A 14,896-nucleotide genomic window follows, 5' to 3' on the forward strand; every position below is an offset into this window, starting at 1 on the left:
GAAAACTGAGACATATCAGTTAACTAATTATTATAATTTCTAGTACCAAAGATACTACTTCCTACGCGAATCATTGTACTTCCACATTCAATTGCTAATTGATAATCACCACTCATTCCCATACTTTTAATTTTTAGGTCAGAATTAGTGTTTTTAAGTGTTGAAAACGTGTTATTTAGGAATTTGAATTCTTTTTTAACTTGTGTCATATTATCTGTAAAAGTTGCCATTCCCATGAGACCCACAACTTTTATATTTTTTAATTCTGAAAATTCATCTGATTGTAAAAGGGTAGTGGCATCACTAACAGACATCCCAAATTTACTATCTTCATCAGCTATTTTAATTTGAAGTAAACAGTCTATAATTCTATCGTGATTTTTGGCTTGTTTATTAATTTCTTTTAATAATTTAAAGCTATCCACACCATGAATTAAACTCACAAATTCAGCCATATATTTTACTTTATTTCGCTGAACGTGACCAATCATATGCCATTGAATATCTTTTGGCATTTCTGCATATTTGTCTGCCATTTCTTGGATTTTGTTTTCACCAAAAATGCGTTGTCCAGCATTATAGGCTTCCATTAAATCACTAACAGGTTTGGTTTTAGAAACTGCGACTAATGTTACGTGTTCTGGTATTGTTGATTTAATGTTTTCTAAATTTATTTTAATACTCATTGATTCGTTTCTATATTTTGAAAATACTATGTCCTTATTATTATTATTATTAATTTAGGTTCTAATACTCATATATTGTTATTGCACTCCTTAATTTCGGTAAAATATAAGTGCTTTTTGGAGGCATTGTTAAACCTTCATCTGAAATTTGTTTCATCTGTTCTACATTAGATGCGCACATACCAAAACCAACTTTAAATTCGCCACTATCTACGCTACTTTTTATAGTAACCATTTCGTGTTGTCCATTAACGTAAGAAATGCGGTTATCGTGTCTTAAATCGTTAATGTTTAAAATAGGTTGAAGTATTGTTTTATACAATAATTGAGCATCTAGTTGATCTAATGCCGTTTTAAATTCGTAAGCCGTTTTTCTTAAATAAAGTGAATAAAATTCACCATCTAAATACATACTAAAATGATGAGGATTAGATGGGCTATAAGGTATTACACCTCTGTTTTCAATTCTATAAGAACCATCAAGTTTAATCAAAAATTCTTCTTTGCTTAAACCATTTAGGTCTTTAATTAGTCTATTAAATTCATGAATTACCAAATTAGATTCAGGAATTAAAAACGACATAAAAAAGTTGTAAGACTCACTACCATTATGATTTGGGTTTTTTGCCTTTTCATCTTTGTATAAAAGGTAAGATGAAGCCGATCTATGGTGACCGTCAGCAATGTAAACGGTTTTCATTTTTTTAAACTCTTCTTGAATAGTGCTTATAGTGTCCTCGGTATCAATTTTCCATAGATAATGTGTGTCTTTATAGGTCATGGTGAACTCAAATTCTGCATAACCCTTTTGTGTTTCCTTAATAATGTTTGCAATAATAGCATTATCTGGATAGGTTAATAAAACAGGCTCAGCATTAAAACCTACAGTCTGAATATAAGTTTTAAAAGTTTCTTCACGTTTGGCAATGGTATCTTCGTGCTTTTTTATAATGTTATTCTCATAATCTTCAGCACTTGTTGCAGCAATAATTCCGCTAAATTCTTGGCCATGCCGATTCACAATTTTATACACATAAAATGAAGGCTTTTTATCTTGAACAAAAATACCTTCTTCTTTAAATTCTAAATACCGATTTTTTACTAATTTGTAACGTTCCTCTCCGGTAACTTCTTGAGCATATTTGTAACCAGGATTTACGATATGAAGAAAACTATAAGGGTTATAGGCCATTCTAGACTCACGCTCATCTAAAGTATAACTTTGATAAGGACGAGAAGCGACAAGACCAACAATAGCTCTGGTTGGTTTTACGGCTTTAAACGGAATTATTTTAACCACTTTTGTGTCTGTTTTTTAATAAAGTCATTTAGATTTATACACCCTATTGTGTCTGTTTATTGCTTTTAGTTGATCTATGATCTAAAACGATTTACTTCAAAAACTCCCCAGCAACCTTCTCTGCCTTTCTACTTTCAGAATAATCATAAAAACCTTCACCAGATTTTACACCTAATTTACCAGCCATTACCATGTTAACTAATAAAGGGCAAGGTGCATATTTAGGGTTTTTAAAACCATCATACATTACATTAAGAATAGATAAACAAACATCTAAACCAATAAAATCTGCCAATTGTAATGGTCCCATTGGATGTGCCATGCCTAATTTCATTACCGTATCAATTTCTTCAACTCCAGCAACACCATTATAGAGTGTTTCTATAGATTCGTTTATCATTGGCATTAAAATACGGTTCGCTACAAAACCAGGATAATCATTAACTTCTGTTGGTACTTTACCCAACGTTTTAGATAATTCCATGATTGTAGAAGTCACTTCATCACTAGTACTGTAGCCTCTAATAATTTCTACCAATTTCATAATTGGCACAGGATTCATAAAATGCATGCCTATCACTTTTTCAGGTCTCGACGTTACTGCAGCAATTTGAGTAATAGAAATAGAAGAGGTATTTGTAGATAGAATTGTGTTTTCGCTACAAACTTCATCCAACTGTTTAAATATTTTTAACTTTAAATCGATATTTTCAGTTGCAGCTTCAACCACTAAATCAGCATTTTTAACACCTTCTTCTGTACTCGTAAATGTTTTAATATTTCCTAAAGTTTCAGATTTATCTGATTCGCTAATTTTTTCTTTAGCAACCATACGATCTAAATTTCTAGAAATAGTATCCATGCCTCGTTTTAGAGACGCTTCACTAATATCTATAAGTTGTACCTTAAATCCTGATTGTGCAAAAGTATGGGCAATACCATTTCCCATAGTTCCTGCACCTATAACTGCTATGTTTTTCATTGAAATTTTAATTTTTATTCCTGTGAAAATAGGAATCTGTTAATCATTAAAGGTGAATTAAAACTGATTGATAATCATATTGGCAACACGTAATGCTTCCGTACCATCATGTAGTGTAACAATTGGCTTAGTATTGTTATTTATGGCATCTGCAAACGTTTCTAATTCGTCTAAAATGGCATTGTTGTTTGCTATTTCGGGATTGTCAAAATAAATTTGTTTTTTTATGCCTTCTGCATTTTGAAGTATCATATCAAAGTCACCAGGTTGTTCTGGAGCATCTTTCATTTTAACCACTTCACATTTCTTTTCAAGAAAATCTACTGAGATGTAAGCATCTTTTTGAAAGAAGCGTGTTTTACGCATATTTTTTAATGAAATTCTACTTGCTGTTAAATTAGCAACACAACCATTTTTAAATTCAATACGAGCATTGGCAATATCTGGTGTTTCACTAACTACAGAAACTCCACTTGCAGAAATATGTTTTACAGGAGACTTTACAACACTAAGAATAATATCAATATCATGAATCATTAAATCTAAAACCACAGGTACATCAGTACCACGAGGATTAAATTCAGCTAGTCTGTGACATTCTATAAACATAGGGTTTACTATTTGCTCTTTAACACCTATAAATGCAGGATTAAAACGCTCTACATGACCAACTTGTCCTTTTACACCATGTTCTGCCACTAAAGTTCTAATGGTTTCCGCTTCTTCAACAGTATTAGTAATAGGTTTTTCTATAAAGATATGTTTCCCTTTTTTTATGGCTTTTTTAGCGCAATCATAATGAGAAAGGGTAGGAGTTACAATATCAACGACATCTACAGCTTCTATTAAATCGTCAATAGAATCGAAATATGTATAACCAAATTCTTCAACGACACGTTTAGCGTTTTCAGGATCTGCATCGTAAAAACCGACAAGATCATATTTATGAGATTGGTTGAGTAACCTTAAATGTATTTTACCTAGGTGACCAGCACCAAGAACACCAGCTTTTAGCATGTTTTTCTGTTTTTAACAAAAATAGGCGTTTTCGCTCAGAAATTGAAAAAAGAAAATATAAAATACTGCGAAAATGATAATAAAATAAAGATTAAATTCTTTCTTTGAATTTCTGCATCTTTAAATTAATTTAGCGTAAACTAAACTACGCTTTGAAAGATACATTTAAGCATCAAGGAATGCGACAGCAACTTGTTGATACGCTGATAAAAAAAGGAATAAAAGATAAAGGAGTATTAAAAGCCATTGGCAAAATCCCTAGACATTTGTTTATGGATTCTGGTTTTATAGATCATGCCTATCAAGATAAAGCATTTCCTATTGCTGCAGATCAAACCATTTCTCAACCTTATACTGTGGCATTTCAATCTGAATTATTACAAGTGCAACCTGGCGATAAAGTTTTAGAAATTGGAACAGGAAGTGGTTACCAAACCGCAGTGCTTTTAGAACTTGGCGCTAAAGTTTTTAGTATAGAGCGTCAGCAAGAGCTTTTTAAAAAAACGTCTAAATTTTTGCCTAAATTGGGTTACAGAGCAAAAAGCCTAATATTTGGTGATGGTTATAAAGGTTTACCAGTTGAGGCTCCGTTTAAAAGTATAATTGTAACAGCAGGTGCACCTTTTGTACCTAATCCATTATTGAGTCAATTGGCTATTGGTGGACGCTTGGTAATTCCTGTTGGTGATGATGTACAAGTAATGACCTTATTTATTAGAAAAGGACCAAAGGAATTTGAAAAACATGAATTTGGCGATTTTAGATTTGTACCTATGTTAGAGGATAAGAATTAGTTTTTTATTTTAAGAATTTAGATCACTTTGCTGTTAGAATTAAGACTTTATTTCCTTTCGTAAGTAGGTAAGAACTAACCATAAATTATATACGCTGTTGTACAACGTTTTTTCTTTCAGTTTGTAATTCCTATTTCAGAAAATAGTTTTTTCAATTCAGCAAATTCCGCTTGAGTTTTCAATTCCGTTAAGTCACGATTTTTTCCGTTACTTAGTTTTAATGAGAATCTTTTTTTTCCAAATATTGTTTTTTCATTTAATCGCTCAATTTTTTCAATCGGTATTTTCTCAGAAGTAGATTTTTTAAAAACAAAAATGCACAAAATAATTAATGAGCTAATTCCAACTAAAAGGAATGTAATTTCTATAAATCCGATTTCCGTTTCATTTATATCAGATAATTGAAAAGTCGCACTTATCAAATTTAAAATCATTATAATTTTTATCAAGAAATAATGATTTTTTAAATCATCTTTAATTTCTAATGATTTTTCTATTTCATTATATTTTATTTCCATTTTTCGTGATTTTGAGTAATGATGCACAATTAATAAATATCAATACTCTTGTAAAAATTTAAACAATACTAATTCGTTGCCTTAGTAAAAGCTTCTTTTCCTCCAACAACGGGTAAAGTCAATAATGTTTTATCTAATTTAATAGTCAATTTAGTGCCTGCTTTTGGGTGTAAGGTAAATTCTTTATCACTAGAAAAGATCATAAAACCAATTTGTTGTCCGGCTTTTATGATTTGATCATCTGGTTGTAAATCGAAATTTACGGTATAAAACTCACCAGGTTTTAAATCTTCTTCCTCTGTTAATGATTTGTAGTTTTTAGGATCTGCCCAACCACGTGTAATAATATTACTAGTAATTTTTTCTCCTTCTTGCCAAGGTAAAGACACTAACCAAACCGAAAGATTTGCAGCAGATTTATTGCTAGATAATGTGATACTAACTTTTGGTACACCCGAAATATGAATATCATTTTTTAACTTAGGAGTTACATATAATAGTCTGTTTTTAGAGTAAGCTATTTTAGCAAGTTCACTACCAGATATTGTTGCATCGTCAGATAAAGTTTCAACTTTTTTAGAACCAGATTTAAGTGTTAAACCACCAGACATTACTCCTCCTGCAGTTAGATTAAATGTTACATTAGAAGCTTCAGGATTTGGATAATCTTTATAAGCCGTAGGTTGTTGGTTATCATCATTCTCTCTTACGATATAAGCTTTGTTTTCTTCTTTTTCAACACCATTATCTATGCCATGAAGATACTTTGTAAACCAACGGTTCATCATAGTCATTGGAGGTGGACCACCATGACCTAATTGATGATAGTAAATTTGAGTTGGTAGCCCTTTCTCTTTAGCAGCCTTATAAATACGGTAGCTATGTTCTGGCATCACGTTCCAATCATTAAAACCATGTGACATTAGTAAAGCAGCTTTCATATGGTCCATTTGATTAAGATAATCTCTTTCTGCCCAAAACTCATTATAGTCACCAGTCTCTCTATCCATACCATTTTTCATTTCGGTATCTCTTATCGTTCTGTTGTTATAAGCACGGTTTTCTTCCTTTCCGCTATGCACAAAATCATATAATACATCAATATCTTCACCTAAATAACCTCCAGGTGAACGCACTAAACCGTTAGAACGGTAATAATGATAATAAGAGGTGTTTGGAGCAATAGGAATGATAGCTTCCAAACCTTCAACTCCTGTGGTTGCAGCTGCTAGAGGTAGCGTTCCGTTATAAGATGTACCTGTCATACCAACTTTTCCTGAAGACCAATAGGCTTTTATTTCCTCGTTACCTTCTCGTTCAGTATAACCTTTTGCTCGTCCACATAACCAGTCGATAACTGTTTTTGGAGCTAAAGATTCATTTTTCCCACCAATCGTTGGTGCTCCGTCAGATAATCCTGTTCCTGGAGAAGAAGAATGGACAACGATATAACCTCTAGGTACCCATTTTCTAATATGAGAGTTTGAAATAATTGGACGTTTTCCACGACGCGTAACTTCTGGGTGCACACGTTCTTTTGCTGTCTCACCTAATTCTATATTAACGTCCCACATAATTCCGGGAGCATCACCTGCAACACCAGCAAAGTAAGGACTAGAGACGTAAATTATTGGCAGTTTTAAACCTTCCGTTTCTGTTTGTTCTGGTCGAGTTACAGCAACGTGCATACGATCTGGTTTGCCATCACCATCAGTATCAAATTCTGTTTCTACCCACAAATCATGTCTAATCCAATCACTCGCATCACTAAACGCTTCTACAATTTGAGCTTCTCCATCTTTAAAAATAGGTACTGTCTTTTTTTTAGTGTCTTGTGCGATACTAAAAAATGAAATTGTTAATGCTATTATTAATGTTGAAATTGATTTTGGCGAAATGCTCATTTTTGATATGGTTTTGTATTATGTTCTTAAAAATAAGCCGAATATATTAGAACTCAAATAGGTTATAGCTAATTATGCAAGAACGATGTCAATTTTAGTGATTTTGACACGTCAATAGCTTTTGTATGATCTTTAATTTGGTTTTCGATACAAAATAGTTTCAAAGTGCTAATTTCACTCTAACGGAGGAAATGAAAACTATTTATTCTTTGGTAAATAAGCTTCAGGAATAGAATTTTCTTCAGATTCTTGCATCCAATAAACATTAACAATCCACCAACGTTTGCCATCATTAAACAATTGAATACTGTTTATGCCACGCATAAAAGGTTGTTCTTCGTCTTTACTCTTAAAAGCTTCATAGGTGCTAAAAACATGAGCAATGTTTCCAAAGATTTGGGATTTTCGTTTTATTTCTACTTCATGAAAACCATTATCTACCAGCCATTTCCCAGAGGTTTTAATGTAATCATCTGGAGACATATAAAGAATGTTAGTTTCTCCTTTTTTGTTTTTTCCGGTAGCAATAAGCTTGGCATCTTTTTTAAAAAGGTGCTTAAATAAATCCCAATCGCGTTTTACTCCTTTGTCTCCTGAGATTACTGAATATAAGCTAGCAACTGTGCTGTCTATAGAGTTGACGTTTTTTGAGTAATCCTTTTTTTCTGTTTGTGCAGATATGTTTAAGGATAAAACGAATAAGATAAATGCCATTTTTTTCATGCTATAAACTTAAAAGAATTTTAAACCAAATACAATAGCATCACTTTGAAATCCGCTTTGGTAAGAACGTAAATAATCGATTCTTAATAATCTCCATTTTCCCCAACCAATATTATCGAGTCCTACGGAATATTCTTGATAGGGTTTATTATCTGGTGTTGCTAGCATGTGCGCTCCCACTACCAAATTAAAATTCAACTTGTTAAGCAATGGCACTTTTCCGAGTAAAAAGCCATTAAAATCGTGTTCTACATGGCCTTCAAAATAAGCATCATTTGTGCTTGCTGAATAATAATCTAAATTATTAAATACATTGGTATAATTACCTTCTGTACTAACATGTGTTTGGTTACCATTAAAATGTTGGTAGTCCATAAAAGCAATATCATCTGCGTTAAAAAATTTCCCAGCTTTTAAGTTGTACATAAATTTTCCTTTATCTTTTATATTAAACGACTGCTGTATTCGCGCTTTTATTTGATCAAAATTATAATTGTTATTTGTGGCTCCAAAACCCTTTTCATAACCCAAATACAATGTTGGGTAATCATCATTACTAACATTATATTTAGCATCTGGATAGTTTAAATATTCTTGAGCAAAATTGATACGTGCGGTAACACTTCCTTTAATAATATTATGTGTTTTAAAAGGAGCAATGCCAAAAGCGGTTTCGTCTAGTGGATTATTACTGGTGTAAACGTCATTTTCTTCATTTCTAAACGTTTGATCCGTTGTATTGAAGAGTGCTTTTCGTCTTTCGTAACTTAATCCAGCGAACAGACTAATGCCATTAAATAGTTCTTCAGAATAATTAAGAGCGATAAAACTTCTATCGTATAATTTCATGTAATTATCTTCAAAAAACAACGTACTTACTGAGTTTATTAAAGGAGAAATAGGTTTAGAAGAATTAAACTGCTCTGCAGAAACTCCACCAGTTAAACTTAAATAGGCATTAGTTATGCTGTTAAATTTATAAGAAAGTGAACCTGTAGCACGTAATCGTTCATCTGAAAAACCATATTGAATATTACTACTAGCTCTAAAAAAGCGTTTATAATCATCATAATTTTTAACATAAAACACATTAGCATTTGCTGCATATCCTTGAACCGTGTTAAATTGAACACCTCCTAATAACGGAATGTCAAAACCTAAGCGATAATCTTTATGTGAATTTTGATAGGTGTAACCTAATAGATTTCCTAATTTGAATTTATTGTTAGCGCGATCTAAAGAATCTAAATAAGGTTTAGATTCCCGTAGCGTTTGTAGACTATCCTTTTTTATGTAATCTGTGCGCTCTTCTAAAGTTAGTGGCACAGGTCTAATAGTTTGCCAGAAAATAGAATCTTTTTTGTTGGCTTCTTTTTCAAAAGCAACAATTTCTCTACTAAAATCTTTTCTGGTGAGGCCAGTATTAAATTCGTAATTACTATAAACTGCTGTGTAGCGTCCATCTCCCTTGATGCCAAACATACCGAATCTAAAATCCATACTTTGAGAGATTTTGGCCCAAATGTCATTAGTTTCAGAATATGAAAAGTTTTGTTGTATTGAGATGACGTCTACAATGGGAATTCGTGCTTGAGTTCCTGTAATGTCTAGTTCTAAAGCATAAATATCCCATTGGTCTTCTACAATATAAATGTATCCAGAAAATACAGGATCGTTTTTACGCTTTGGTGTCACTTTAATTTTATTGATTAGGTTTCCTCTTTCATCATAAAACACACCATCGAGCTTGAAACGGTAATAACCAAAAGCATTGTTTGCTATAGGAGTAATGATTTCGTTTCCAAATTCTATGGTATTGTTGTAAAAATTAAAATCAACATCTTGTGCTGCATTAAAGCTAAAGCCATTATCGTTGCCACTTACTTTTGAAGCTGTAATTTTCTCTTTTAGCTTATTTGGTGATAAAAACTGGATTTTAGAAATTGTTTCTGATAAATAGATAATACCACTTCTTGTAGAATCTAAAGCACCTCCTAAATCGCCAACTTCTTGACCTAATAATTTCTCAGGAGCATCTTTAATTTTTATTAAACCTCTAGAATAGAAATCGGCTTTATAAGAATTTATTTTTTCAAGATTAGCTTTTCGTTGTGCAATGGCTTGGCGCATTATGGCTATTGCAGGATCGATTTCAGAATCTATAATAACCTCATTAAGAGAAACAGACTCTTCAGCTAAAATAACATCTAATTGATAAGGGAATTTATCTATAGTAATAGTCTTCTTTACCGTTTTATAACCTAAATAACTGTAAACAATAGTATAGGTTTTTGGTGTTGAAATGTTAAGTTCATAATAACCATCATCATTGCTTGTTGTGCCTTTATAAGTATTCTCGATTAAGATATTTACAAATGGAAGTGGTTCGTTATTATGGTCTGTAATATTACCAGTGATTTGTGCGGACACTAATGTACTTATACAAATTAGGAAGGCGCTGAGTAGTTTTTTAGTCATAGAGAGTGATTGATGAAAATAAAGTTTGATTTAAATTTTACCTCTATTCACAAATTTTGTGCCTAAAGTTGAAAAATTCTTGTGTTACGTATTATAATAGACGTAAATAAATTGCAAAAGGTTGCATCAAACTTAGACTAAAAATAGAGCAGTAAAAGTTATAGGAATCTTAAAATTATCGTTTTTGTTAAATAAAATCATAAAAAACCGATATAATATAGACTAAAAGCGTCGTTGAGTGCTATTCTTTGTTGAGATTTTCGGTAATGGTCTTGGGATTGGGGTGAAGCTTATTGTTAACCCATTTTAAATTCACTTTAGTAGTGTTTGTCTTCTCCCAAGTAGGTTCATTTTCAAGATTATCCATTTCTGAATATTGTCCATGTTCCTGAAAATAAATTATTTTGTCTTTTTCTCCTTTCGGATCATTAGGAAAAATTAAATTCTCTGATTCCCAAAAACCAATATCTGCGCTAGAAAAAACGTCAATGACTTTGTATAGGTTGTTACTGTCTAGAAAGAGGTAGTATCCGCCAGAATTTGCTCCACAAGATTCTGGAAGGTAATTAATAAATAGAATATTATCAATGCTTTTAACGCCTCGATTATTATAGAGGTTTATCTTAAAACCATAATTGCTTCCAAGAAATTCTGATTTGTTTTCAAAATATTCAGTCTTAGAATTAATAAGTGCCCTTGTAATAATATACAATTTCTCATCAACCATTTCTGTAGCAAATAGAAATCTAACATTATCATCTTTCTTTTCTACTATTGAAATTAATCCACCTACAACATAACCTTGTTGGTTATTGTATTCTACTTTATACCATGGCGAGTTTATGCCATTATACATAAAAGTTTCAGAACTCTTTTCTATAATTTTTAGAGGTTCTCCAATAGTCAATAATTTAACCACTTCAGAGTCAACAGAAGGTGAGTTTCTTAATTTTACATTATCGCCAAATAAATATACAATCTGGTCTATTTTAAACTCTTGGTTAATTTCTAAATGGTTGCTGTCTTGAGCGAAGCTGAAGTTTAATGCTAAAACAAATAAAATTATAAACTTGTTCATTTCTAATAAGTACTATCGGAAATCTTTCTTAATTCTATCTAAATTACGTTTATTATCGCGATCCTTAATTGTTTCGCGCTTGTCGTAGAGTTTTTTACCTTTTCCGATAGCAATAACTAATTTAGCAAGACCTTTTTCATTGGTATACAGTCGTAAAGGAATAATTGCAATACCTTTTACATCCATTTCCTTTTTTAGCTTTTTAAGCTCTTTTTTGTTGAGAAGTAATTTACGTTCTGCTTTTGGTCTGTGGTTATAATAATTACCATAAGCGTATTCTTCAACCGTCATATTAATCACAAAAAGTTCGTTTCGATCATTAAATTCACAGAAACTTTCAGCAATAGAAGCTTTGCCAGTTCTGATAGATTTAATCTCAGTTCCGGTCAATACAATTCCAGCCGTATATTTATCTAATATCTCGTACTGAAATTTTGCCTTCTTGTTTAATATGTTAACCGTTTTTTGCATGGTTGGCAAAGATAGGAAAGTAAGATTGAAGTTTTTTTGTAATCCTAATTATTTTTTGGATGCAAATGCGAAAGGTGAAATTGTATATAATAAAAGTACTTTAAGACCAATTTAAGACCTTTCTGTAATCTTAGGTTTAGTTTTGCGACTTTAGAAAATAAATACATGTTTATTATGAAGAATTATATCTTTTTCTTAGCGCTTGTTCTAGTTTTTAGCTGTAAAAACGAAACATCTAATGAGATAAAAAATGATGTGTCAGCTACAGAAAAAGCATTAACAGCAACTGATATTATTAATAAATCAATTGAAGTTTCTGGAGGTGAAAATTTTAAAAGATCTAGTCTTAAATTCGAATTTAGAGATACATACTACCAAGCTTTACGTAAATATAATGAGTTTCTATTAGTGCGATTGAATATAGATGGTAATGATTCTATTTTCGATATGCTGAGCAATGTTGGTTTTGAGCGATATAACAATGAAGCATTTGTAAAACTTGAAGATTCAATAGCAAAGAAATACGAAGCTTCCGTAAATTCCGTGCATTATTTTTCAGTTTTACCCTATGGTTTAAATGACCAAGCAGTACACAAAACGCTTTTAGAAAATGAAAAGATTAAGGGTAAAGATTACTATAAAATTAAAGTAACGTTTAATGCCGCAGGTGGAGGAGAAGATTTTGAAGATGTTTTTATCTATTGGGTTAATATAAAAACATTTAAAGTTGATTATTTAGCATATTCTTATAATGAAACTGATGGAGTAGGAATGCGATTTAGAGAAGCCTATAATGAACGCTACATTAATAGTTTACGTTTTGTAGATTACAATAATTATAAGTCTGAAGACACATCTATTGCACTTGAAAATCTTGGTAAAGCTTTTGAAGAGAATCAACTTAAACTCTTGTCTAAAATAGAACTGGAGAATGTAGAAGTTAAATTAGTTGATATCAACCTTTGATAATGCGGAAGTTGTGCCATTTTTTGAGATTGTCACCTTATATAAATTAGCATTGTTATCATCTGCAATATCTTCATATTTAGTGTTCTGCAATATTTTATTTACAAATTGTGGAGTTGTATTACTATGACCAACTATAAGAACGGTTTCTCCTTTTGTTTTCTCAATAAATTCTTCAATTACTAATGTAAAAGGATTATAATATTGAAGTTCAAGTTTATTAGCCTTTGCCGTTGGTGTTGCTGTTTGTTTTGTTCTATTGTAATCCGTAGAATAAATAGCATCAAATTGCACATCTTCAAAATATTTGGCCCAATTTTCAGCGCGTTTCAAACCTTGTTCTGTTAACTCTGGGTTTTTATTAGAAGCGTCTGAACGGTCTTTTTCAGCATGTCTAATTAAATAATAAGTTGTAATAACTTCGTCATTCTTTTTTGCACTTTCTTTACATGAAGGAAATGCGACTATTGATATCAGTAATATAAATATGAGTTTTTTCATGGTTGTAAGAAAAAAAGTGCGTGTTTAACGATTATGAGCTAATGTAGTAAATATAATAAGAATAGAACATATTGACTGAATTTTGTGATTATTATAGCTCGTAAGGTTAAAATGAAAATGACTTAAATTAAAGCTTATTTAATAGACATATTTTAATGTATAGATGGCTAATTAAGTTAAGCAAGTAATAAAAAATATTAATACCTTTGTGGCATGATAAACTTAGGCGAATACAATACTTTAGAAATTTTAAGAGATACAGAACCTGGATTGTTTTTAGGTGATGGAAATGAAGGTGAAGTTCTTTTACCAAATCGGTATGTGCCTAAAGTTTTTGAGATAGGTGATAAAATTGAAGTATTTGTTTATTTAGACAATGAAGAAAGACCTGTAGCAACTACAGATCATCCTTATATTATAAAAGGTGATTTTGCTTTACTACGATGTAACCAAGTTACTGAATATGGTGCATTTTTAGATTGGGGTTTAGTTAAGGAATTGTTTTGCCCTTTTAGAGAACAAGCTTTTAAAATGAAAGCTGGTGGTTGGTATTTAGTACATTGTTATCTAGATGAAGAAACTGAACGTTTAGTAGCATCAAGTAAAACAAATCATTTTTTAGATAATAAAGAGTTAACCGTTGCTCAATTTGATGAAGTAGATTTAATAGTTTCACATCCATCGGAATTAGGAATGAATGTAATTGTTAATAAAACACATCTTGGTTTAGTTTTTAATGATGATATTTATAAAGATATTAGTGTAGGCGATCGATTAAAAGGTATTATTAAAAAAGTACGACCAGATAATAAATTAGATATTTCTTTAAATCAAATAGGTTACAGAAATATTGAACCTAATGCAGAGCATATTTTATTTGAACTTCAAGATAATAGTGGCTTTTTACCGCTTCATGATAAATCTAGTCCAGAAGACATTAAAAAACAGCTTCAAATGAGCAAAAAGAGCTTTAAAAAAGCAATTGGCACGTTGTATAAAGAACGCCAGATTACAATTGATTCAGATGGAATTAGGTTAGTTTAAAGTATTTTTAGATTGATCAATCACTTTTTTGTAGATAGCGTTAATACTTTGATGTAAGTTATTAAAACAGATGTCATTCCATTCGCAAAAGCTACTTTCAATTTCAGCATTCATTCTTGTTGCATTTGTATAACTTACAATGCCGTAAGCCGCTAAATTAGGTAAGGCTAGTCTTGCATCTTTTAAATCTAATAATGAGATAGAATAAGAATTAATTCTGTTTGCAATTAAACCAAATGGTTTTGTCTTACCAAAATAATCTAATAAATCCTTAAGCGTTTTTCTAACAGCTGTAATATCAATATGTGTACCTTCATTAAACTCTATTACTGCAAGATGGTTAAAGTAGTGCACTGTACCAACCTCAGACTTTGTCTGTTTGATAATTTGAGTTGATAAGTCTGTATTAATAATACTCATTTCTAATAAGATTT

General features: G+C 31.3%; 15 protein-coding genes. 3 read left to right on the forward strand and 12 right to left on the reverse strand.

The genetic code is table 11. The features are described 5' to 3' along the window. Positions 1 to 23: 23 nt before the first annotated feature. The 4 genes from ACJJVO_RS04160 to ACJJVO_RS04175 all read right to left on the reverse strand — a co-directional run bounded on the left by ACJJVO_RS04160 (position 24) and on the right by ACJJVO_RS04175 (position 3,985). Entirely contained in the window at positions 24 to 686 is a 663-nt protein-coding gene (locus ACJJVO_RS04160) for a YggS family pyridoxal phosphate-dependent enzyme (protein ID WP_405570823.1), read from the reverse strand. 61 nt (positions 687 to 747) lie between these two features. Continuing rightward, a complete protein-coding gene (locus tag ACJJVO_RS04165) occupies positions 748 to 1,986 on the reverse strand; it encodes a DUF1015 domain-containing protein (RefSeq protein ID WP_405570826.1) in 1,239 nt (412 codons plus the stop codon). A 91-nt stretch (positions 1,987 to 2,077) separates the two neighbouring features. Next, a complete protein-coding gene (locus ACJJVO_RS04170; RefSeq protein WP_405570829.1) occupies positions 2,078 to 2,968 on the reverse strand; it encodes a 3-hydroxyacyl-CoA dehydrogenase family protein in 891 nt (296 codons plus the stop codon). 57 nt (positions 2,969 to 3,025) lie between these two features. Beyond that, positions 3,026 to 3,985 (reverse strand): Gfo/Idh/MocA family protein, encoded by a 960-nt coding sequence (locus ACJJVO_RS04175; RefSeq protein ID WP_405570831.1) that lies wholly within the window; start codon positions 3,983 to 3,985, stop codon positions 3,026 to 3,028. 152 nt (positions 3,986 to 4,137) lie between these two features. Between ACJJVO_RS04175 and ACJJVO_RS04180 the strand changes: the two genes are divergently transcribed. After that, on the forward strand, positions 4,138 to 4,779 hold the full coding sequence (locus ACJJVO_RS04180; RefSeq protein WP_405570834.1) for a protein-L-isoaspartate(D-aspartate) O-methyltransferase: 642 nt from the start codon (positions 4,138 to 4,140) through the stop codon (positions 4,777 to 4,779). 116 nt (positions 4,780 to 4,895) lie between these two features. Here ACJJVO_RS04180 and ACJJVO_RS04185 read toward each other — a convergent pair whose 3' ends face one another. The 6 genes from ACJJVO_RS04185 to smpB all read right to left on the reverse strand — a co-directional run bounded on the left by ACJJVO_RS04185 (position 4,896) and on the right by smpB (position 11,951). Continuing rightward, positions 4,896 to 5,297 carry a hypothetical protein gene (locus ACJJVO_RS04185; RefSeq protein ID WP_405570835.1) on the reverse strand — a complete coding sequence of 134 codons (402 nt, stop codon included), beginning with the start codon at positions 5,295 to 5,297 and terminating at the stop codon, positions 4,896 to 4,898. Between the two features lie 68 nt (positions 5,298 to 5,365). After that, the gene (locus tag ACJJVO_RS04190) at positions 5,366 to 7,201 is read right to left on the reverse strand and encodes a Xaa-Pro dipeptidyl-peptidase (RefSeq protein WP_405570838.1); all 1,836 of its coding nucleotides are present in this window, start codon (positions 7,199 to 7,201) and stop codon (positions 5,366 to 5,368) included. A gap of 198 nt (positions 7,202 to 7,399) precedes the next feature. Next, the gene (locus ACJJVO_RS04195) at positions 7,400 to 7,915 is read right to left on the reverse strand and encodes a hypothetical protein (protein ID WP_405570841.1); all 516 of its coding nucleotides are present in this window, start codon (positions 7,913 to 7,915) and stop codon (positions 7,400 to 7,402) included. An 18-nt stretch (positions 7,916 to 7,933) separates the two neighbouring features. Next, entirely contained in the window at positions 7,934 to 10,402 is a 2,469-nt protein-coding gene (locus ACJJVO_RS04200) for a DUF5686 and carboxypeptidase regulatory-like domain-containing protein (RefSeq protein WP_405570842.1), read from the reverse strand. A 241-nt stretch (positions 10,403 to 10,643) separates the two neighbouring features. After that, on the reverse strand, positions 10,644 to 11,480 hold the full coding sequence (locus ACJJVO_RS04205) for an SH3 domain-containing protein (RefSeq protein ID WP_405570845.1): 837 nt from the start codon (positions 11,478 to 11,480) through the stop codon (positions 10,644 to 10,646). A 12-nt stretch (positions 11,481 to 11,492) separates the two neighbouring features. Continuing rightward, positions 11,493 to 11,951, reverse strand: a complete 459-nt coding sequence (gene smpB, locus ACJJVO_RS04210; protein WP_405570847.1) for an SsrA-binding protein SmpB — start codon at positions 11,949 to 11,951, stop codon at positions 11,493 to 11,495. A 174-nt stretch (positions 11,952 to 12,125) separates the two neighbouring features. On the opposite strand from smpB, the gene ACJJVO_RS04215 reads away from it, so the two are divergent. Continuing rightward, the gene (locus ACJJVO_RS04215; RefSeq protein WP_405570849.1) at positions 12,126 to 12,917 is read left to right on the forward strand and encodes a DUF6503 family protein; all 792 of its coding nucleotides are present in this window, start codon (positions 12,126 to 12,128) and stop codon (positions 12,915 to 12,917) included. Here ACJJVO_RS04215 and ACJJVO_RS04220 read toward each other — a convergent pair. Next, on the reverse strand, positions 12,897 to 13,418 hold the full coding sequence (locus tag ACJJVO_RS04220; RefSeq protein WP_405570852.1) for a SixA phosphatase family protein: 522 nt from the start codon (positions 13,416 to 13,418) through the stop codon (positions 12,897 to 12,899). The two genes, ACJJVO_RS04215 and ACJJVO_RS04220, sit on opposite strands and share 21 nt — an antisense overlap. A 213-nt stretch (positions 13,419 to 13,631) precedes the next feature. Here ACJJVO_RS04220 and ACJJVO_RS04225 point away from each other — a divergent pair, with 213 nt between their 5' ends. Further along, positions 13,632 to 14,462, forward strand: coding sequence for a S1 RNA-binding domain-containing protein (locus ACJJVO_RS04225; RefSeq protein ID WP_405570853.1), 831 nt, complete (start codon positions 13,632 to 13,634; stop codon positions 14,460 to 14,462). On the opposite strand, the gene ACJJVO_RS04230 is transcribed toward ACJJVO_RS04225, so the two are convergent. Beyond that, a complete protein-coding gene (locus ACJJVO_RS04230) occupies positions 14,454 to 14,882 on the reverse strand; it encodes a hypothetical protein (RefSeq protein WP_405570856.1) in 429 nt (142 codons plus the stop codon). The genes ACJJVO_RS04225 and ACJJVO_RS04230 overlap by 9 nt on opposite strands. Between the last annotated feature and the right edge of the window lie 14 nt (positions 14,883 to 14,896).

Origin of the sequence: Winogradskyella sp. Asnod2-B02-A (assembly GCF_045063645.1) — a bacterium.
GTDB lineage: Bacteria > Bacteroidota > Bacteroidia > Flavobacteriales > Flavobacteriaceae > Winogradskyella.

Excerpts from the sequence above, each read along its gene's own strand:
- ACJJVO_RS04160 (WP_405570823.1), bottom strand. The coding sequence starts at position 686 with ATGAGTATTAAAATAAATTTAGAAAACATTAAATCAACAATACCAGAA.
- ACJJVO_RS04170 (WP_405570829.1), bottom strand. The coding sequence starts at position 2,968 with ATGAAAAACATAGCAGTTATAGGTGCAGGAACTATGGGAAATGGTATT.
- ACJJVO_RS04175 (WP_405570831.1), bottom strand. The coding sequence starts at position 3,985 with ATGCTAAAAGCTGGTGTTCTTGGTGCTGGTCACCTAGGTAAAATACAT.
- ACJJVO_RS04185 (WP_405570835.1), bottom strand. The coding sequence starts at position 5,297 with ATGGAAATAAAATATAATGAAATAGAAAAATCATTAGAAATTAAAGAT.
- ACJJVO_RS04190 (WP_405570838.1), bottom strand. The coding sequence starts at position 7,201 with ATGAGCATTTCGCCAAAATCAATTTCAACATTAATAATAGCATTAACA.
- ACJJVO_RS04195 (WP_405570841.1), bottom strand. The coding sequence starts at position 7,915 with ATGGCATTTATCTTATTCGTTTTATCCTTAAACATATCTGCACAAACA.
- ACJJVO_RS04200 (WP_405570842.1), bottom strand. The coding sequence starts at position 10,402 with ATGACTAAAAAACTACTCAGCGCCTTCCTAATTTGTATAAGTACATTA.
- ACJJVO_RS04205 (WP_405570845.1), bottom strand. The coding sequence starts at position 11,480 with ATGAACAAGTTTATAATTTTATTTGTTTTAGCATTAAACTTCAGCTTC.
- smpB (WP_405570847.1), bottom strand. The coding sequence starts at position 11,951 with ATGCAAAAAACGGTTAACATATTAAACAAGAAGGCAAAATTTCAGTAC.
- ACJJVO_RS04215 (WP_405570849.1), top strand. The coding sequence starts at position 12,126 with ATGAAGAATTATATCTTTTTCTTAGCGCTTGTTCTAGTTTTTAGCTGT.
- ACJJVO_RS04220 (WP_405570852.1), bottom strand. The coding sequence starts at position 13,418 with ATGAAAAAACTCATATTTATATTACTGATATCAATAGTCGCATTTCCT.
- ACJJVO_RS04225 (WP_405570853.1), top strand. The coding sequence starts at position 13,632 with ATGATAAACTTAGGCGAATACAATACTTTAGAAATTTTAAGAGATACA.
- ACJJVO_RS04230 (WP_405570856.1), bottom strand. The coding sequence starts at position 14,882 with ATGAGTATTATTAATACAGACTTATCAACTCAAATTATCAAACAGACA.